This window comes from Acetobacter thailandicus (genome assembly GCF_011516655.1).
GTDB lineage: Bacteria > Pseudomonadota > Alphaproteobacteria > Acetobacterales > Acetobacteraceae > Acetobacter > Acetobacter thailandicus.
Map to the genome: position 1 here is coordinate 556,195 of NZ_WOSV01000001.1, position 19,949 is coordinate 576,143.

At 51.5% G+C, this 19,949-nt stretch carries 18 protein-coding genes and 1 tRNA gene; 5 read left to right on the forward strand and 14 right to left on the reverse strand.

Annotated elements, in window-relative coordinates:
- Positions 1-74 precede the first annotated feature (74 nt).
- The 13 genes from GOB58_RS02520 to GOB58_RS13190 all read right to left on the reverse strand — a co-directional run bounded on the left by GOB58_RS02520 (position 75) and on the right by GOB58_RS13190 (position 10,645).
- Positions 75-1,082 (reverse strand): glycosyltransferase family 2 protein, encoded by a 1,008-nt coding sequence (locus tag GOB58_RS02520; RefSeq protein ID WP_173559277.1) that lies wholly within the window; start codon positions 1,080-1,082, stop codon positions 75-77.
- A 96-nt stretch (positions 1,083-1,178) separates the two neighbouring features.
- Positions 1,179-2,078 carry a dTDP-4-dehydrorhamnose reductase gene (gene rfbD / locus GOB58_RS02525; RefSeq protein WP_173559231.1) on the reverse strand — a complete coding sequence of 300 codons (900 nt, stop codon included), beginning with the start codon at positions 2,076-2,078 and terminating at the stop codon, positions 1,179-1,181.
- A gap of 11 nt (positions 2,079-2,089) precedes the next feature.
- Positions 2,090-2,647 (reverse strand): dTDP-4-dehydrorhamnose 3,5-epimerase, encoded by a 558-nt coding sequence (gene rfbC / locus GOB58_RS02530; protein WP_086635943.1) that lies wholly within the window; start codon positions 2,645-2,647, stop codon positions 2,090-2,092.
- Positions 2,648-2,690: 43 nt separating this feature from the next.
- Complete coding sequence (gene rfbA, locus GOB58_RS02535) at positions 2,691-3,572, reverse strand: glucose-1-phosphate thymidylyltransferase RfbA (protein WP_173559278.1); 882 nt, start codon at positions 3,570-3,572, stop codon at positions 2,691-2,693.
- A gap of 23 nt (positions 3,573-3,595) precedes the next feature.
- Positions 3,596-4,651, reverse strand: coding sequence for a dTDP-glucose 4,6-dehydratase (gene rfbB, locus GOB58_RS02540; protein ID WP_173559232.1), 1,056 nt, complete (start codon positions 4,649-4,651; stop codon positions 3,596-3,598).
- Between the two features lie 284 nt (positions 4,652-4,935).
- Positions 4,936-5,010, reverse strand: a tRNA-Thr gene (locus GOB58_RS02545).
- 66 nt (positions 5,011-5,076) lie between these two features.
- Positions 5,077-5,490, reverse strand: a complete 414-nt coding sequence (gene dksA / locus GOB58_RS02550) for an RNA polymerase-binding protein DksA (RefSeq protein WP_086553842.1) — start codon at positions 5,488-5,490, stop codon at positions 5,077-5,079.
- Positions 5,491-5,668: 178 nt separating this feature from the next.
- Positions 5,669-6,976 carry an O-antigen ligase family protein gene (locus GOB58_RS02555; protein WP_173559233.1) on the reverse strand — a complete coding sequence of 436 codons (1,308 nt, stop codon included), beginning with the start codon at positions 6,974-6,976 and terminating at the stop codon, positions 5,669-5,671.
- 53 nt (positions 6,977-7,029) lie between these two features.
- Entirely contained in the window at positions 7,030-7,566 is a 537-nt protein-coding gene (gene ssb, locus GOB58_RS02560; protein WP_086553844.1) for a single-stranded DNA-binding protein, read from the reverse strand.
- A 117-nt stretch (positions 7,567-7,683) separates the two neighbouring features.
- Complete coding sequence (gene rsmD, locus GOB58_RS02565) at positions 7,684-8,283, reverse strand: 16S rRNA (guanine(966)-N(2))-methyltransferase RsmD (RefSeq protein WP_173559234.1); 600 nt, start codon at positions 8,281-8,283, stop codon at positions 7,684-7,686.
- Positions 8,284-8,285: 2 nt separating this feature from the next.
- Positions 8,286-9,056 (reverse strand): pseudouridine synthase, encoded by a 771-nt coding sequence (locus GOB58_RS02570; protein ID WP_173559235.1) that lies wholly within the window; start codon positions 9,054-9,056, stop codon positions 8,286-8,288.
- 127 nt (positions 9,057-9,183) lie between these two features.
- Positions 9,184-10,110: an aromatic amino acid DMT transporter YddG gene (gene yddG, locus GOB58_RS02575; protein ID WP_086635959.1), complete on the reverse strand. Its 927-nt coding sequence runs from the start codon at positions 10,108-10,110 to the stop codon at positions 9,184-9,186.
- A gap of 400 nt (positions 10,111-10,510) precedes the next feature.
- Positions 10,511-10,645, reverse strand: a complete 135-nt coding sequence (locus tag GOB58_RS13190) for a hypothetical protein (RefSeq protein WP_255375959.1) — start codon at positions 10,643-10,645, stop codon at positions 10,511-10,513.
- Positions 10,646-10,891: 246 nt separating this feature from the next.
- Here GOB58_RS13190 and GOB58_RS02580 point away from each other — a divergent pair, with 246 nt between their 5' ends.
- From GOB58_RS02580 to GOB58_RS02600, 5 genes are all read left to right on the forward strand, one after another.
- Positions 10,892-11,326, forward strand: a complete 435-nt coding sequence (locus tag GOB58_RS02580) for a nucleoside deaminase (RefSeq protein WP_173559279.1) — start codon at positions 10,892-10,894, stop codon at positions 11,324-11,326.
- Between the two features lie 192 nt (positions 11,327-11,518).
- Positions 11,519-13,087 (forward strand): Do family serine endopeptidase, encoded by a 1,569-nt coding sequence (locus GOB58_RS02585; protein ID WP_086553848.1) that lies wholly within the window; start codon positions 11,519-11,521, stop codon positions 13,085-13,087.
- 262 nt (positions 13,088-13,349) lie between these two features.
- Complete coding sequence (locus GOB58_RS02590; RefSeq protein WP_173559236.1) at positions 13,350-14,462, forward strand: efflux RND transporter periplasmic adaptor subunit; 1,113 nt, start codon at positions 13,350-13,352, stop codon at positions 14,460-14,462.
- Positions 14,455-17,544, forward strand: a complete 3,090-nt coding sequence (locus GOB58_RS02595) for an efflux RND transporter permease subunit (RefSeq protein ID WP_173559237.1) — start codon at positions 14,455-14,457, stop codon at positions 17,542-17,544. Before GOB58_RS02590 ends, GOB58_RS02595 begins: the two co-directional genes overlap by 8 nt.
- Entirely contained in the window at positions 17,541-19,082 is a 1,542-nt protein-coding gene (locus GOB58_RS02600) for an efflux transporter outer membrane subunit (RefSeq protein WP_242005189.1), read from the forward strand. Before GOB58_RS02595 ends, GOB58_RS02600 begins: the two co-directional genes overlap by 4 nt.
- On the opposite strand, the gene GOB58_RS02605 is transcribed toward GOB58_RS02600, so the two are convergent.
- The gene (locus GOB58_RS02605) at positions 19,062-19,829 is read right to left on the reverse strand and encodes a Crp/Fnr family transcriptional regulator (RefSeq protein ID WP_233127758.1); all 768 of its coding nucleotides are present in this window, start codon (positions 19,827-19,829) and stop codon (positions 19,062-19,064) included. The genes GOB58_RS02600 and GOB58_RS02605 overlap by 21 nt on opposite strands.
- Positions 19,830-19,949 lie beyond the last annotated feature (120 nt).

The following is a 19,949-nucleotide window of genomic DNA, read 5'->3' on the forward strand; positions in this document are numbered from 1 at the left end:
ATGGCAGGGTTACTGACCAGTGAGAGGCAAGTGTATCGTGAAGCGATGTGTCAGATAAGGTCTAAGGACCTTTATTATCTCTTTTTAGGCAGTTTTTTATGGGGGCCAATTAAAAACCACAAACAAAATATGAGGTGCTCAGGCAGAGTATGGCGTCGTAGCCCGCTCATGCGACATAATACAGAGAATCGGGCCAGTATCCCTCTCAGTCCAGGGCGCAGGCTTTTCCGGAGGGCCTGAAGGCTGGCAGTGTTTTTTGCCGTAACAAAGTGTTTGTGCCTCAGAAGTGCTTCTGTATTGCTGTGAAAAATCCTCATGAACACGTTTGGTCCGCGTTTGATTGCTGCCAGTGCTCTTTTAAAAAATAAGGCCGGTGCACCAACTGCGTTGCTGCTGTGCTGACGATAGAGCAGATGAGGCTGGTTATCGGTTATAATGACGCCACCGGCAGCACTGGTGAGCAGATAAGCCCACCAGTCATGCAGAATGTGTGAGAAAGGCGGACTTGCAGCCTTAAGCAATGTACAGGCAGCAGGTGAGAGCATGATGCTGCAGCCTGTGGCAATATTTTGTGTCATCGCAGAGAGAAAGCGGGGATGTTGTGGCAAGGCGGGAGAGAGACCCGTGTAGCGCAGATGGCTGTCTGTCAGAATCTGGCGACAACAATAGAGTGCGGGCCTGTCTTTCCGGGTGTTTTTCAGTGCCTTCAGGCCGGTTGCAAGTTTTTCAGGCAGCCAGATATCGTCCTGATCGCAGAAGGCGATATAGGCACCAGAAGGAACTGCCGATAAAAGCATCGTATAGGAATTGCATATGCCAATATGCTTACCGTTATCCTGCGACAGAAGAACGCAGCGTTCGGGGCCATGCTTAAGTGTGAAATTTTCCATCAGCTGGCGGGTGGCATCTGTTGAGCCATCATCGCGCCATAACAATACCCATGATGTGCAGGACTGGTTTTCGAGCGAGGCAAGCTGCTCTTTCAGATACTGCTCGCCATTATAAACGGAGAGCAGGATAAAAATAATATCTGAAGGGTCTGGTCGCGCAGAAAAGAACTCTGTGTCATTACCCTGACGCATTTTCTGCACGTACAAACCTCTGTTTTTTTCTGTTGGATGGGATAACACAGACCTCATCACAGGGTCGTGTTACGCCCTCCTTTTACAGCGTTGGCGCTATTGTGCAAAAATTTTCTTTACAATTTGTTTAATACTTTTTTCCCAGTGAGGCATTTTGATACCGAATACTTGCTCTAATTTACTGTTATCCATTCGGGAATCAGCTGGTCTTTTGGCAGGAGTTGGCCAGTCCTCAGTGCGAATAGCGGTAACTTCCGGGTTTTTCTGACCGTAGTGTGCAGCTTCCTGCAATGTTGCTACAGCAAGGCCGTGCCACGTTGTGTCACCCGTACCGCATACATGATAAATGCCTGCAAATTCATCTTTCCAGCCATCTTTTTCAATAACAGCGAGTGTTGCCAGAATAGCGCCTGCCAGATCATCAGAACTGGTCGGGTTTCCTTTCTGGTCGCCGACAACTTTCAGAGCCGGGTTTTTAGCGCCGGCATTGATCATGGTGCGCACAAAGTTTTTGCCATGAGCTGAGTAAACCCATGAGGTGCGAAAAATAAGAGTTTTCGGGTTGGCTGCTAAAGCCAGCTTTTCGCCTTCGGCTTTAGTGCTGCCATAGACTGTCTGAGGAGAAACAGGGTCAGACTCGGTGTAAGGCTGGCCTTTTTCACCTGAGAAAACGTAATCAGTTGAAACGTGTATTAGTGGAATATTCCGCTCGGCACACAGGCGTGCAAGTTCTGCCGGGCCGCTGGTGTTGGCACGGGCTGCGGCTTCACTTTCACTCTCAGCCAGGTCAACAGCTGTCCAGGCTGCAGCATTAACCACAGCAACAGGCTTAACGCGTTCGAGCGTGCTGGCGAGCGTTTCCGGGTGGTCAAAGTCAAAGTCAGGGCGGCCTGTACGGTGGATACGTGACCCACCGAGATTAACCAGAGATGTGGCCAGCTGGCCGGTACCACCCGTTACCAGAATGGGGCCACCGTTTTGCAGCAGAATATCCACCAGATTACTCCTCAGATATGAAACCAGCCCTTAGCGGCTGAAAACTCAGGTGCCAGAAGGTCTTTTTCTGACAAAACGGCATCTTCTGCTTTGACAGGCCAGTCGATAGCCAGTTCAGCGCTGTTCCAGATAACGGCGCGCTCAGAAGCTTTGTCATACAGGCCTGTACATTTATACTGCACTTCAGCATCTTCAGTCAGTGTGCAGAAGCCATGCAGAAAGCCTGGTGGAACCCAGAGCTGAGACCAGTTTTCTTCAGAGAGTTCAGCACTGACCCATTTGCCATAAGTTGGCGAGCCAACACGGGCATCAACCGCGACATCCCATATTGCACCTTTGGTGCAGCGTACCAGCTTACCCTGTTCGTGTGGAGCAAGCTGGCAATGAAGGCCGCGAATAACACCCTTCTGGCGTGACAGACTCTGATTATCCTGCACGAAGGGCTGCGTGATGCCTGCATTTTTCATGTGGTTGATGTTGTATGTTTCTGAGAAGAAACCCCGGTTATCACCAAAGCGTGGTGGTGTGACAAGGATAACATCAGGAATAGCGAGACGTTCGGCTTTCATACACTCAAGGTCCTGTTAAAAAGATATGTAAGGGCGCGAGTTATCAGGATTGATCCGGGACTGTGTCTGCCAGTTGCATGAGAAGCCGGCCCAGCTCTGTTTTAATCATACGCTGCGCATGTGCCCGCAGCTGGTCTGCGTTAATGTAACCCATACGATAGGCTACCTCCCCGGGGGAGCCAACCAGCATACCCTGGCGGGCCTGAATGGTGTGAACAAACTGCCCGGCTTCCATCAGGCTGTCAGGCAGACCGGCATCAAGCCACGCACAGCCGCGGCCAAGACGTTCAACCTGTAGTGTGCCTTCGTCAAGGTAGAGACGGTTGAGATCGGTAATTTCGAGTTCGCCACGCGGAGAAGGTTTGACTTTTTTTGCAAAGTCGACCACCCGGTGATCATAGAAATAGAGGCCGGTAATAGCCCAGTTCGAAGCAGGGTCCGTTGGTTTTTCAACAACTGTCAGGGCTTTACCCTGCTCATTAAAGCTGACCACACCATATCGTTCAGGATCCCGAACCTGGTAAGCAAAAACGGTGGCACCGCTTGAGCGTTTTGCAGCGTGCTGCAGAGACAGGCTGAGATGATCGGCAAAAATCAGGTTGTCACCGAGCGCCAGAGCGCATGGAGCACCATCAATCCAGTCTTCAGCAATCAGGAAGGCCTGAGGAATGCCATCAGGTGAGGGCTGAACGCGATATTCAAAGCGCACACCATACTGGGATCCATCACCCAGCAGGCGTTTAAACTGCGGAAGATCAGCCGGTGTGCTGATGATCATAATATCCCGGATCCCGGCCAGCATCAGCGTAGACAGGGGGTAATAGACCATAGGTTTGTCATAAACCGGCAGCAGCTGCTTGCTGGCAGCCAGTGTCATGGGGTGCAGGCGTGTGCCTGACCCCCCGGCGAGAAGAATGCCTTTCATAGGCTTTACTGAACTCGTGGTCATTATGCAGAAGTCCCCAGGCGGTTGCCTGTATAGCGGCGGGCACGAATACCTTCCCACCAGGTTTTGTTGTTCAGATACCATTCAATGGTGAGGCGGATACCCGTTTCGAAGTCGTGTTTTGCCTTCCAGCCGAGCGCGCGTTCTGCGTTGGAGGGGTCAATTTCATAACGGAAATCATGGCCGGGCCGGTCACTAACGTAGCGAATAAGCCGCTCACGCGGACCCTGTGCATCTGGTACCAGCTCATCGAGCACAGAACAGATAGTTGTCACAACATCAAGGTTCGTGCGGGGCTGGCGGGCACCGATAGCATAAGTCTCGCCAGGTTTGCCTTTTTCAACGGCTTTGACCAGGGCCTCGGCGTGGTCTTCGACAAACAGCCAGTCACGCACATTGTCACCTTTGCCGTAAACCGGCAGCTCTTTGCCCTCAAAGGCATTGATGGTGATCAGTGGAATGAGTTTTTCAGGGAAATGCCATATGCCGTAGTTATTTGTCGTATTTGAGACAAAGGTTGGCAGACCGTAGGTATGATACCACGCTCTTACCAGATGGTCAGAGGAGGCTTTGCTGGCCGAGTAGGGACTGCGTGGGTCATAAGGGGTTGTTTCAGTGAAGGGCGGATCGTTTGCTTCGAGTGCGCCAAAGACTTCATCTGTTGAAATATGATGAAAACGGAAGGTCTCGCGATCCTGTTTATCGAGCGAAGACCAGTATTTTCTGGCGGCTTCAAGCAGAGAATATGTGCCAACGACGTTGGTCTGAATAAAAACGCCAGGCCCGTCGATTGAACGGTCAACATGGCTTTCTGCTGCCAGATGCATAACAGCATCAGGACGAAATTTTTCAAACAGGGTGTTGAGCGCTGCGGTGTCGGTAATATTGACCTGAGCGAACTCATAGCGTCCGGTTGACGCCGCATTTTCTATTGTTTCGGCTGACGCTGCATAGGTCATGCAGTCAACATTGAGAACAGAGTGCTGAGTGGCACGCATTATATGACGAATAACTGCTGACCCGATAAACCCGCATCCGCCTGTTAGTAAGATTCGCATCGACACCCCGTTAAGTAAATTATTGGTAATCAACCATAGTAATTTAGACTTTGTCTTATAGCGTATAAGAGCGGGGGGGGCCAGAATGTAAAAATATTCGGGGCTAATATTTTGCGATATACAGGGCTGATTATAATTTTATTTTTTATTTTTCAGGTAGTGCAGAGCGTATGTAATAGTCTGCCGCAAAGAAACGGATGTAATTTTTTACAGAAACAGAAGCAGGTATCTCAGAAATTTATGGAAAATTTCATAATACTATAATTTTTTGGTAAATAATGACCTGGTGCTGCTGGCGAGGATTGAACTCGCGACCTCTCCCTTACCAAGGGAGTGCTCTACCACTGAGCTACAGCAGCGCTCTGGCCGGTTTCTAGCGTTTTGCGCTGCTTATCGCAAGCCTGAATTTCGCTAAAAACCAGAAATTAATCGTCGCGGTGTATTTTTTCCATGCGTTCGTGCTGCTCCTGCGCCTCAATTGAGAGGGTCGCTATGGGGCGGGCTTCGAGACGGCGGAGCGAAATCGGTTCGCCTGTTTCTTCGCAATAGCCATAGCTGCCATTTTCAACGCGCTGCAGAGCAAGGTTGATTTTACCAATGAGTTTGCGGGCTCTGTCACGCGTACGCAGCTCAAGTGCACGGTCAGCTTCAACACTGGCGCGGTCGGTAATATCCGCTTCATGAATGCCGCCTTCAGACAGGCTGGCAAGAGTGTCTCCGGCCTCCTTGAGAAGGTCTGCGCGCCATCTGGTGAGTTTTTGTCTGAAATATTCAGTCTGAAGAGGGTTCATGAACTCCTCATCTTCAGAGGGTCGGTAGTCATGAGGTAGAGTGATCATTGTCAGCCTTTGCAATGACAGGTAGCTGCCCTGAAAGAATGCGCGGCTTATAGCGGCGCTCTCGCAGGAAGCCAAGCGCATTCTATAATTTTCATTTAAAAAATATATTTTTTCTGTGAATTGTGATCACAGGAGAAGTAATTTCAGGCCAGTACCAGAGTTCGGTGTTTCCGATATTTTAATTATATTTTTCTCGTGTGGTACGCTCAGAAATACCGGCAGAGCCAGGATATGCAGCGCTGGCGGCCATCATCCACCCTGCAAACAGAAAAATCCATCCGGCCGTCGGGAAGGTAAATAAGGCACTTGTTGAAGTGACAGGCCAGAGCACGACGCAGCATACAACGAAAAGCATAGTATGCTGAGCATAAGGGGTGCTTAGCAAACCTCGTGCACCGGCTTTAAGCCAGCACACGACCATGAGGCAGAAAGCCAGCAGACCGGGAAGGCCAGCTGTTGTTGAAACCTGCAGATAGTAATTGTGAGGGTGAATATTGCACCCTGCGCCTGCGGGGCTTTCAAGCGCTGGCAGGTTAAAGGCTTTAGGAAAAGAGGAATGCATGCTTTCGTGGCAAAAATGACGAAAGCCATCCATCCCCAGACCCAGAGCCGGATGATTCAGCGTCATAATCGTTGCTTTTTTAAAAAGCTGTCCATAATCGCTTGTTGAGAAATGTCTGAGCTGGTCAGAAAATTTTATGACAAGTTTTGCGTATGTTGCCGGTGAGATAACCGGAAGCAAAGCCAGTACAATAGCAGCACAGACGCCTGTAATAACGAAAGGCCAGCGGAACTGCCTGATAAGCAGGGCGGTCAAAAACAGCCCGAACAGCATCAGCACGGTGCCCATGCGCTGACCTATCAGAATCATTGTGACCACAGAGAGTAGAAGCAGCCCGAGGCCGCAGCACCATAGTAAAGGTTTTTTGCTGCGCAGAGAGGTAATAACAACGGGCATAATGCCCGGGAAGAACAGCATCAGAAACATAAAGCTGGCACGGGGTTTGTAAAAAGGTCCGGTGAGGGAACCATCCACCCAGGGGTGCGAGCCGGTCAGATTGACGCCGGTAAAATACTGCTCCCAGCACTGACTTATGAGCCAGAGTGCCAGAACAAACAGGATGCCACCCAGCACAAGTCGCCGTTTATTTTGTGTCAGGATCCAGTTTTGCGCTGCTGCAGTGATCAGAAAAAGGCGTGGCAGACACAGGGCCTGAGCCAGAGCACCTCTTTCATGAACATGCAGAGAAGAAATCAGGCTCAGCACACAGAGTGCCGCTGCCGGCGTGACCCATGGGCTTTGCAGCCAGCGCCAGTGGCGGGTAATTGCACAGTGCAGCAGAAAGAAACAGCCAAGTGTGGTGGCAGTAATATCGCTTAGCGCGCGGCTGTAGAACATAAACAAAGGCAGCATCATAATGCACAGGGTGCCCCCTGTTGTCAGCCAGGCAGGCAGCTGTGAATGCTGCAACTTTGTAAGGGGCATGTTCTGTACTTTGAAAAAAGCTGCGCGTTATACTGAACAGAGAGAGCTGAGAATCAGAACGGGATTTCATCATCCAGGTCATTGTTGCCGCCGGGGGCATCCCATCCACCCTGTGCAGGGGTGTTCTGGCGTGGGGCCGGGTTATTCTGGCGTGGGGCTGAATACCCGCCGCTGTTACCACCACGGTCATAACCGTAACCACCGCCCTGAGATGAGCCGTCATCATCATCACCGCCTGCGCGGCTGTCGATCAGTACCAGTTCGCCACGGAAACGCTCAATTACAACCTCTGTTGTGTAGCGTTCCTGACCGTCCTGGCCGGTCCATTTGCGGGTTTGCAGGGTGCCTTCAAGGTAAACTTTACGACCTTTGCGCAAAAAGCGCTCTGCAACATCAGCCAGACGTTCGTTGAAAATGACAACACGGTGCCACTCGGTACGCTCACGTCGCTCACCTGACTGACGATCATTCCATGTGTCACTTGTTGCCAGAGAAAACGACACAATTTTCATGCCGTTCTGGCTTGTGCGTACTTCCGGGTCTTTGCCCAGATTGCCAACCAGAGTAACTTTATTGACGCTGCCAGCCATCAGTGACCTCGTGAAGTTGTAAAAAGAAAAATGTCTGCCTCGTGTAGCGCACTCCGTCTTTTTCTTCTACCCCTCACGGTGAGTGGAAGAAGAGAAAGACCTGCGCCCTGGCAGATATTACAGCTGCCAGACAGAGAGGCGGGCAGCCCCATGTTTGCGTTCTGCCAGCAGGGTTCCGTTGAAGGTCACCTGTTCTGGTTCGCTTTGTGGTGCAGGATGCGCAGGGTCTGTGAGCGGAAGAGGTTCATTATCCGCTGTTTCAATAACAGCTATAGCTCCCGGAGCAATCCATCCGCCTTTTGACAGAGCAGCAAGCGCGCTTGCTGGCAGCCCCTGTCGGTAGGGTGGGTCAATAAAAAGCAAAGAGCAGGGTTTTCTTGCTTTTGTCGGGCTGGTGACATCCTTTGTCAGCACGGTGCAGCGCTCCTGCCAGTTACAGTCAGCAATGTTTTTACGTAGTGCAGCCAGTGCGGGACGATCTGTTTCGAAAAAACAGGCGCTTGCTGCCCCGCGTGAAAGGGCTTCAAGCGCAAGCGCACCTGTGCCGGCAAAAGCGTCGAGTACACAGGCTTCGCTGAGTAACCCGGCGCCACCCCATGGCGCATGCACCAGCATATCAAACAAAGCCTGCCTGACCCGGTCTGCCGTGGGTCGGGTGGTTGTGCCGGCTGGCGCTGTCAGCTGCCGCCCTTTGCGTATGCCTGCTATAATTCGCACGTTTAGTTGCCTGTACGTGATTTGCGTGTGGCAGGTTTGGCTGTCGGCGCAGCGGGAAGCTGGTCACGGATAATGCGGCTTTGCACTTCTTCCAGTTCTCCCCGCAGGAGTGTGCCAAGCTGAAAAGGTCCGTAATTTGTGCGAATCAGGCGGCTGACATGCAGGTTAAGACCCATCATGACTTTTCTTACTTCACGATTTTTGCCTTCGCGCAGAGAGACCGTGAGCCAGGCATTATCGCCTTTTTTAGAATCGAGCTGTGCATCAATGGGGCCATATTTGACACCTTCAAAGACGCTGCCTTCTGCCAGCTGTGCCAGCCGGGCCTCATCAACCACGCCAAAGACCCGTACCCGGTAGCGTCTGATCCACCCATTGGAGGGGAGTTCGAGGCGACGTGCCAGTTCACCGTCATTTGTCAGCAAAAGCAGCCCTTCGCTGTTGAGGTCAAGGCGACCAATGCTGATAACGCGGGGCATACCTTCAGGCAGTGACTCAAAAACAGTCTTGCGGCCTTCCGGGTCTTTATGAGTGGTCATAAGCCCGTCGGGTTTGTGGTAGCGCCACATGCGTGTGCGCTCTGGTTCTGCAACAGGTGCATTATCGAGTTGCACCAGGTCATGTTTCCGGACGAAAGTGGCTGGGTGTGTAACCGGTTGACCGTTTAGTTTGACGCGCCCCTGAGCGATAATCTGTTCTGCATCGCGGCGGCTGGCAATACCTGATCTGCTCAGCCATTTTGCAATGCGCTCTCCGCGTTCTTCTTCTGTCACCGTGCTGCTCCTGCCGTCTGGACATCATCATCAAAAATTATGATAGAAAAGATATGCCAGAATCAGAGACGTTTTGCACTCTCTATACAACCGATAATATGCTTCTTTTTAAGGTTTTTCAGCTTTTTCAGGCAACAACTGAAGTCTGGTGCGTTGAAAGCCAGCAGATCAGAGAGCCTGCTGTGACCAGCAGTGAACCAAGCCAGAAAGTATGACCAGGCATCATGTGCAGCAGCAGGCTTGTCATGAGTACAGAAAGCACTGGTGAGAAGTAAGATGCCGTTGCCATAAGGGTCAGGTTGCCGTGCATTACGCCATAGTTCCAGGCTGAGTAGGCAAGTGTTGTTAGTACACCAAAGGTAAGCACCATAATGGCACCGTTAAAATTAAAATGCAGGGGCGGCTGGCTGGTGCTGAAATATTTGATCCATAATACGATGGCTGTCAGTGTCAGAAAGACAGGCACGCCGTTTTTACCCTCAGATATGGCGCGTGTTATTATAGTGTACACTGGCCAGGCTGTGGCTGCGATAAGTGCCAGCCCGTAAGCGACCGGGTTTGTGCCGATATTATGAATGATATGTGTGAATGAAATGCCCCTGTCACCCGATGACACCCACAGAATACCTGTAAGGCTGAGCAGCAGACCCGGGATCATACGCCAGTCAGCGCGCTGGTAGCCCAGCCATACAGCCAGAGCGATTGTAAAAGAAGGCCACAGATAATTCACCGTGCCGACTTCAAGGGCCTGCTGACGGGTCGTGGCATAGCCAATGGCCAGTGCAAGAGCTGTTTCATAGGTGATAAACAGTCCGCCGCCGATAATAAGATAGCGTTTTGAGAGTGCGCTAAAGGCAGACGGGCCGGTACAGAGCACAGCAATAACAGCACTGACTGTGAAGATCAGCGCTGAGCCACCAACAGCCCCAAAGGCTTCAGAAATGCCACGATACAGGCCAACAGTAGCGCTCCACATAAAGACAGCACTTACGCCAGTCAGCGTTGGGAGTTCGATTGTATGACGGGGTAACTGCCCGGATGTCTGAACAGACATAACCACACTCCATGACCATGCGGCGGTCAGTGAAAAGATGGGGTATATGCTGGTTTCTGTTGTGGGATGCAATAGATTTTTATTGTATCTGTATAAGTATTGTTCTCAATTTTATTTTTGGTGATGTGGTCTTTTATTGTTTTAATATCGAAATTAATTTTTATTCTGGTGAATACTTTAAGTATTTTTGTAGATTTAAAAGGGATGTAACCCCTGGTTTATAGCACACGGCAATGCAAAAACCTGTCTGATATGCTCAGGTATAATGTTACGGGAGCAGAAGCTCTGACAATATTATTGCAGTGTCTGTGGCAGCACGCATTATTCAGCTGGCGTACAGTGCCTTTATATTACGCCGCTTCAGAGTAGCAGATTCTGTTATTAGCCCTGATACAGGAAATTAGTTTCCCGCGAGAAAAATACTGACAGAACGTGTTGTGATCGGACTGACCCAGTGATCTTTTTTGGTATCATGAGCAATAGAAAGGCTCAGGCCTAAAGCTGCTGCAGTAAGAACGAGAGTAAGACTATGCATGAGGAAGACCCCTTTCACGGTCGGCTTGTTTTGCCAGATATTCTCAGTTTCCAGCCTGTAAGAGTGGCCGGATGCTCAGGTATCAGCTCAACATTGAGTTACGGTATCTGCATAGCAGGATGACAGAAGAAGCAAGGCAGATGCAAGGAAAATATTGCCTTATTGTTGTCATAATTTGACAGCCATACTCGCTGGCAGCAACAGGCGTAAGGAGACATTTTGCCGAAAGATATTACGGCTGATGCGATGGAGCGCGCTGTTATGCTGGCGCATGAAGCCGCAGCCGCGGGCGAAGTCCCTGTTGGTGCTGTTGTTTTTTCTGCTGATGGTACAGTGATCGGGCAGGCGCGTAATTGCGTTGAAGCCTGGCATGACCCTTCGGCTCACGCTGAAATGCTGGCAATGCGTGAAGCTGTGCAAAAGCGTGGCGGTCGCAGGCTGTCAGATTGTACACTTGTGGTAACACTTGAACCTTGCCCGATGTGTGCCGCCGCTTTGGCGCACTTCAGAATCGGGCGGGTCGTTTTTGGTGCCTATGACAGCAAAGGTGGCGGGGTTGAGCATGGCCCGCGTCTGCCTTACCGGGTTGAGACGTTGCATAAACCCGAGGTTGTTGGCGGTGTCAGAGAGCAGGAGTGTGCTGAAATGCTTAAAATTTTTTTTCAGACCTTGCGAAGGTAAAGCTGAGTCCAGATATCTTTTGGTGTGCAGAGTTTCTTTGTGCAGGGAATTACCTTTTTGCAATGACAGGCTCTTGCCTGCGAGAATCGGATAGTTCTGCGTGACAGCAAGGTCAGGCCGGGCTGAGTGTTGAAGATCGCGTTCGGGTGGCAGACGCAGGCCCGGGCCATGTAAAGGACAGTCAGAAACATAATGTCGGAAAAATCTGCATCAAAATTTTTCGGGCGGTTTCGCCGCAAGCATCTTTTAACTCTTATGGCCGGGGTCGCGCTGGTGACCGATGCTGGCGCTGGTTTCGGGCTGGCTGCACATAATGCAGCCTATGCGCAAACTGTTCAGGGAGGGCTTATTACGCCGAGCAGCCCTGATCAGAAAATCCCTGATTTTGTGCATCTGGTGAAACAGGTCAAACCTGCTGTTGTTTCCATTACCTCTACCATTAAGGCTGATGCTGCCGCTGAAGAAGGTGGTGGCATGGGCGGTGGTGGTATGCCATTCCCGTTTCCATTCCCGTTCCAGATGGCGCCTCAGAACAGCCGTCAGCTGATTGAAGCACGAGGTTCAGGCTTCCTTATTTCGCCCGACGGGTATGTGGTGACGAACAACCACGTCGTTAAAGGTGCGACGAAGGTTAAGGTTACGCTTGATGATGGCACGACTCTTCCCGCGAAGATTGTTGGCCGTGACGGTAAAACAGATATTGCTTTGCTGAAAATTACGTCATCGCAGAAGCTGCCTTTTATTGAACTGGGGAACTCTGATGATGTGCAGCCAGGTCAGTGGGTTGTTGCCGTTGGCAACCCTTACGGGCTCGGTGGTACGGTAACAGCGGGTATTGTTTCAGCGCGTGGCCGGGATATTAACGAGGGCCCTTACGATAATTTTATCCAGGTTGATGCCCCGATTAACCGCGGTAACTCAGGTGGACCGCTGTTTACGCAGGATGGTAAAGTTGTCGGGGTAAATACGGCGATTCTTTCTCCATCGGGTGGCGGTTCCATTGGTATTGGTTTTGCTATTCCGTCTGATACGGTCAGAAGTGTAACGGACCAGCTGCGTAAAACCGGTCATGTTGTGCGTGGCTACCTGGGCGTGAACGCGCAGAATGTTTCTCCGGCGATGGTTAAAGCGCTTGGTCTGCCACCTGCTGCTGATGGTGCTGCGCCAGCGGGTGCTCTTATTGCGAGTGTCAGCTCAGATAGTCCGGCAGAGAAAGCCGGCCTGAAGCCTGAAGATGTTATTGTTAAATTTAATGGTCAGAAGGTCGCAACACCCCATGACCTGGCTGTGCGCGTTGCTTCTATCGCACCGGGGGAAAAGGTCGCGGTTGAGTATGTGCGTGCAGGTAAACCTGCGACAGCAACGGTCACCATTGGTAATCTTGCCAGTGCGTCAAATGACAGCGGTATCAGTGGTTCTGCGCCAGGACCTCATCTTGGTGTGGCACTGACGCCGCTGACTGGTGACATTCGTCGTCAGCTTGGTGTGGGCGATGGTGTTAAAGGGGTTGTTGTAAAAGATGTACAGCCAGGGTCAGCGGCCAGCATGGCTGGTGTGGCTCCGGGTGACATTATTCAGTCTGTCGGTGGCAAGGCCGTTGATACGCCGCGGGCTGTCGTGACGGCAGTACGCTCAGCTCTTGGTGCGAAGAAGCCTGTTCTGCTGCGTATTTTGCGTGATGGCCAGTCGCTGTTTGTTGCTATCTCAGCTGATGGTGATGACAGCAGTTCATCAGATAACGGTGATGATGACGATAACTGACACTGGCGGTTTTCTGGTCGTTTTTTCAAAAAAGAGCGTCAGCCTTCGGGCTGGCGTTTTTTTATGATGTTTTGCTGGTCGAATATAAGCCTTATTTGCAGGGTAGAGAAAACGCGCCTGTCAGGAAAAGAATATCATAATGATGTAGCAGGCGTGTTATTCCTGCTTATGGTAGTTTATACCGTTTCTTTCTCTGGTATGAAGGCCGGGGCAGGGTGAGTATCGTGCAGTGCCTGGTGTGAGAAGGCCGGTAAGAAGTAGAATGATGTCTTTTGTTTTCAGGTCTGTGACCAGAGCTCTTTGTTATACGGCCGTTTCTCTGGTGTTGTATGCTTCCTCAGCGCAGGCTGCGTCAGGCTTTGTTGCCGGTAAGGATGGTATGCTGAGTGTACCTGAGGCTTCGCCTCTGCGCTCTCAGATACAGGTGGCTGCTGTTCAGGTCGGAATGCCACGCGACACACTGACTGTGCCAGGTAATATCGCTGCTGAACCAAGGCGTATTTTTCCTCTTCTTCCACCGGTAACCGGGCGTATTTTATCGGTGTCGGCCACACCTGGTCAGCATGTTGTACGCGGGCAGGAGCTGGTTCGTATTATGTCGGGCGATATGGCTCAGGCAGTGACAGATCAGGAAAAAGCTGAAGCTGGCTTACTGATGGCGCGCAGTGCAATGGTGCGTGCTCAGGAGGTCAGAAAGGCCGGCGGTGCTGCCACAAAAGATGTCGAGGCTGCTCATGCGGCCCTGCTGGATGCTGAGGCTGAAGAAGAGCGTGCCAGGCTGCGTTTGCTTTCCTTAACTGACAAATATGGCGGTGAAGGTGGCGTGCTGGTTTTGCGTGCTCCGGCAAGTGGTGTCATTGCCAGCCTTTCAGCCGCACCTGGTGTTAATATCACAGATATGACTGCACCGCTGCTGGTGATGGAGGATCTGTCAGAGGTCTGGGTCGTTGCTAATATCGCCGAGGTTGATGGTAACGATGTTCAGGTCGGGCAATCGGTGGTCGTGAGCTTGCCTGCACGTGAAGGTATTGCAATTCCGGCGCAGGTTTCATCTGTCGAGCCGGATTTTCATGCCGATACCCGCAGGCTGCAGGCTATGATTGTGCTTGCCAATCCTGATGAAGATCTGAAGCCGAACATGTTTGCCTCAGTGGCTATTCAGATCAAACAGCCGGTAGGGCTGATGGTTCCTCAGTCAGCTCTGCTGATGAATAATGATACCGTTACAGTATTTGTCGAAACAGCTCCCTGGGTTTTTCAGCGCCGGGTCATTACGATTTCTTATGATGAGGGTGAGAATACACAGGTTCTCTCCGGGCTCAGGATTGGGGAGCGCATTATTGTTCGTGGCGGGGTGCTGCTGAACGATGATTGAGAAAATTATCGCTGCCTGTCTGCGCGAGCGTCGTATTGTCTTTTTTGCAATGGCACTTCTGGCTCTGTGGGGAGGCATGGCATGGAAAAACCTGCCTGTAGAAGCCTATCCGGATCTTGGGGCTGTTTCTGTTCAGATCAGTACACAAAGTCCCGGGCTGGCAGCTGAGGAGGTAGAGCAGCAGATTACCGTTCCGCTCGAGCGGCAGTTGTCGGCAACGCCAGGTCTGGTGAGCGGGCGCTCAAGCAGCACGTTTGGCCTCTCACTGATTAACCTGATTTTTAAGGACGGCATGGATGTTTATGCCGCCCGTCAGCGTGTTACTGAGCAGCTGGCACAGGTTAATCTTCCGGCGGGTGTAACGGCAAGTATGGGGCCGGTTACGAGCCCCTCTGGTGAGATTTATCGTTATACGCTTGAGTCTGACAGAAAAAACCTGATGCAGCTCTCAGAAGTGCAGAACTGGTTTGTTATTCCTGCTCTTCAGAAAATACAGGGTGTTGCCGATGTTACCAATTTTGGTGGCTTTACCCGGGAGTATGAGCTGCGCCTTGATCCGCATGCGCTGTACCGCTTTCACATTGGTATTAATACTGTGCTGGATGCGATTCGTAACAGCAGTATCAATGCTGGTGGCGGGCGTGTAACACGAGGGGAGCAGTCTTATATCGTCAGGGGCGTTGGTATGATCCACACCCTTGATGAGATGGGTGATATTCCTGTTACACAGCATGATGGTGTGCCTGTGTTCCTGCGTGAGCTCGGGCGGCTGCAGCTGGGTCACCAGGTGCGTGAAGGTATTCTGGGTAAAAACTCTAACCCTGATACTATTGAAGGCATTGTGTCGATGGTATCGGGCGAGAACGCGTCGCACGTTCTTGCATTGCTGCATACCCGTGTGCAGGAGCTGCAAAAGCAGCTTGATCCGCAGGGTATTCGCATAGTCCCCTATCTTGATCGTGATAACCTGGTAAGTGCCACGACTGAGAAGGTTACTCACACGGTGCTCGAAGGGGTCGGGCTGGTTTTTGTTATTCTTATTTTGTTTCTTGGCAGCCCGCGCAGTGCGATTGTTGCAGCGGTTACAATTCCGCTTGCGCTCGCGTTTGTTTTTGTCGTGATGGGTTTGCTGAATATGCCTGCCAACCTTTTTTCACTGGGGGCGATTGATTTCGGCGTTATTGTCGACGGGGCAATTGTTGTAACTGAAGCGATTTTATGTCTGAGGGAAGCCCGGCCTGACCATACAATGACCTTGCAGGATGTGCAGGGGTTAACAGGGCATGTCGGGCGCGCCATTGTTTTCGCGACACTGATTATCATTGTGGCTTACAGCCCCTTATTTGCTTTTGTCGGGGCTGAGGGGCGTCTGTTCAGGCCAATGGCATATACTGTCAGCTTTGCTTTGCTGGGTGCATTGCTTTGCGCGATTGTGCTGACGCCTTCTCTGGCCTTTATTGCCATGCGCAAGCCGCATCGTATTTTCCACAATAAACCGCTCGAGAAACTCCATTGCTGGTTTCGGGCAGGCCTGGCGCATAGTATGAAACGCCCTGCTATAGCTTATTGCAGCGCACTTTCAGCTTTTGGTCTTGTTGTGGTGCTTGGTATGTATACCGGGCGCGAATTTCTGCCAGATATGGATGAAGGTGCTTTGTGGCTTCAGGTGCAGTTGCCTTCAGGGCTGTCGCTCCAGAAGGCAAGTGATATGGCAGATGAAGTGCGTAAAGCCGTTATGTCTTTTTCTGAGCCTTCTTACGTTGTTACGCAGCTGGGGCGCAATGATTCCGGCACAGATGCCTGGACCCCCTCTCATATTGAGGTGCCTATCGGGCTGAAACCATATAGCGCCTGGCCGAAAGGGGAGACCAAAGCGCAGTTCATCAGCAAACTACGTGATAAGCTGAACACTATTCCTGGTATAGAGTTTGGTATAAGCCAGCCAATTGCCGACGGTATGAATGATCAGGCTGGAGGGGCCCATTCTGCACTGGTTTTGCGTGTTTATGGCCATGACCTGCGTGAGCTGCGCAATATTGGTAAGCAGATTGTCGCGGTTCTTAAACAGGTTCCTGGCACAAAAGAAGCTTCGATTTTTCAGGAACCTGAAATTCCCCAGCTGAATATTACGGCAAACCGGCGTGCGGCAGCCCGTTATGGTATTTCAGTGTCTGATATTATGACGCTGGTTGGCAGCACGATTGGCGGCTCTGCCGTTTCGCAGATTTATATTGCCGACAGAACGTATGATGTCACAGTTCAGATCCCGCATGCTGATGTCAGTAACCTGCGTTCTTTAGGCCATTTGCCACTTATGGCTGACAATGGCGCGCTGGTGCCGCTTGAAATGGTGGCTTCTATTGCCTTGAAAACAGGTGAAGGCACAATTTCCCATGAGATGACACAGCGGCAGATCACTCTGCGCGTGGATAATGGTAAACGCCCGCTTTCTGAATATATGGCAGATGCGCAGGCACGTATTGCAGGTCAGGTGCATTTTGACCCGAGCTTTTACCGGCTTGAATGGGCAGGTGAGTTTGAACAGGCTCAGCGTGCTGCCTCTCGTCTGGTTGTTGCTGTTGCGATTATGCTGGCGATTATGCTGGTGCTCTTATTTGGTGAGTTTCGTAAATTCCGTCAGGCTGCACTGGTGCTTGCTGTTGTGCCGCTGGCGTTGCTGGGTGGGCTTGTGGCTTTGCAGCTGCGGGGTGAAACATTGAATGTAGCAACAGCGGTCGGGTTTATTGCCTTATTTGGTGTTGCTGTGCAGAACGGTATTATCATGGTCTCTAACATCAACCGGCATCGTCGGGAGGGGGCTACGTTATACAATGCTGTGCTTGACGGGGCAGGGGAGCGGTTCAGGCCGGTGCTGATGACAGCGACTGTTGCCAGTGCAGGCATGTTGCCGGCAGCGGTTGCTACCGGCATTGGCACAGATGTGCAGCGCGGCCTTGCAACAGTCGTCGTGGGCGGGCTTGGCATTGCGACATTACTGACCCTGTTTATTCTGCCTACATTTTATTACAAACTAGAGGCCTGGTATGAAAAACGGGCCCCTGAAAATGAGCCTGCTGCATGATGCGCCGTTTTTTTATGACAGGATGCGCACTAAGCGTTTTGCTTCAGGCCGGGTGCGCCGTCGGGCCTGATTTCAGAAAACCCGCGGCACCGGCTGGCGAGCAGTATGGTCAGGCAGGGCGCTCTTCACACGTGGCAGGTGTCACGGGGGAGGCAGAGCAGGCTGCCAGTGGCAGGCAGGGTGTCGGGCAGGTTTTTCATGTCGGGCAGGATATTCCCGCACAATGGTGGCGGCTGTTTCACTCTGAAGCACTGAATGCACTGGTGCAGAAAGCGCTTGATAATAATCCGTCACTTGAGTCTGCACGTGATGCGCTCTCAGCGGCACAGCAAAATAAGCTGGCGCAGCAAAGTGCATTTTATCCCAGCATTTCTGGTAGTTTTAACCCGACACGGAACAAAACGTCGCGCACGTACTCACCGGTCCCTAATAATAACTCGTGGCTTTATACGGTTCATACAGCTCAGCTGAATATCTCTTATGTGCCCGATTTCTGGGGTGGGGTACGTCGTGGGGCAGAGGCAGCTAAAGCACTGCGTAATGCACAGCGTGATCAGCTTCGTGCCGTGTATCTGACACTGACCTCTTCGGTCGTTCAGGCCGCGATTGATTATGCTGCGATCAAAGCCCAGATTGAGACGACCCGTTCGCTCGTCACGCTCCAGCGTGATTTGTTAGAATCGGCTCGCATGCAGGAAAAAGCCGGCGAGTTCTCACGTAATGATGTCGCATTGCAGCATACGGCTCTGGCTCAGAACGAGGCGACACTGGCCCCGTTACAAAAGCAGCTTGAGCAGCAAAAGCATCTGATAGCAGCGCTTGTGGGTGATTCTCCGGATGTGCCTCAGCCTGAATTTACTTTTGATGAGCTGACATTGCCTGCAGACCTGCCGGTGAGTGTACCGGCTCGTCTTATTGAGCAGCGCCCGGACATTCGTACAGCACAGGACAACTGGCATGCAGCCTGCGCGCAGGTTGGTGTTGCTGTGGCCAATCGTCTGCCCAATATCGAGCTGGGAGCAACGCCCGGGTTTGCGGCGGCCTCTATCGCGAAAATGGCCGCTCCCGGATATGGTCAGTGGCAGATTGCCGCTATGGTAACGCAACCATTGTTTGATGCAGGTTTGCTCAGGCACCAGGAAAATGCAGCCCGGGCGGCTTATGACCAGGCGGCGTCAGAGTACCGTTCCACCCTGATCACCGCGTTGCAGGATGTTGCTGACACTTTTACGGCCTTACGCCTTGATGCCACAACCCTGGCAGATAATGCTGAGGCAGCCACTGCGGCTGGTGAAAGTCTTAAAATCTCACTGGCACAGTACAAATATGGTGCTATCAGTCAGATCGTGATGCTGAATGCCCAGCAGGCTCATCTGGAGACAGAGCTGGCTCTGGCGCAGTCACGTGCTGACAGGTTGTCTGATACAGTCGCTCTTTTTCAGGCTCTGGGTGGCGGCTGGTGGAATAATCACGGGTCTGATGCTCCGCATCATCCATCCTGGCATCCTGATAAAGGCCTATCCGTGCTCCTGCCCTGAGGCCAGTTTTCTGAGTGTGTCAGGAGCCAGAATATTGATACTGTGGTGTGAGGTGACAGCAATGATTTGCTCGCGCCGCAGGTTGCTTAGTGTACGGCTTACAGTTTCGATAGTCAGCCCCAGATAGTCAGCAATGTCTGAACGGTTCATTGGAAGTGACACCGGGATTATTGTTGTGTCAGCAGTGCTGTGCTGATGGAGGATGCGTGACAGCAAAAAAGTTGAAATTTTTTCGCGTGCAGTTTTTCGCCCCAGTAGCAGCATTTGCTCCTGTGCCTCGGCCAGTCTGAGAGTGAGGCGGTTCATCAGCTGATGTTTGAAGGCCGGGTGGCTGGCCAGCAGATGGTCAAGTTGTGGGTGGAAAAAACGGCAGACTTCCACCGTATCAATGGTTTCGGCCCCAAAGTTGCAAATATCGGAGGATGTCAGGTCGAGAAAATGCCCTGCGTCTGCGAAGCCAATAATCTGGCGTCTTCCATCGGGCAGGGATTTGAACAGCCTGATTGTACCCGACACGATATTGAAAGAGGCTAATGGTGTACTGCCTTCCTCGATCAGTGTCATTCCGGGAGGGAGGCTCAGTTTTTGTGAAGCATCGGCAAAAGCCGCAGGTGTGTTTTCGCTCGCTGTGATACAAACACTGTGCTGGCGTGTCTGGCACATCATACATTTCTGAGGTGTAACATCAGGCGTGAGAGAGCTCAGAGGCTGTAACGCCGGGGTAAACGGATGAATGTAAGATGCCATCAGAAATCTACCCGATCAAATGCACTCAGAAATGTTAATACTTTCTTAAAGAGTAACAGAGGAATAAAACCATTATTGTAGAAAACTCTAATGAAACTATTAACTTTTAGTAAAAAACCA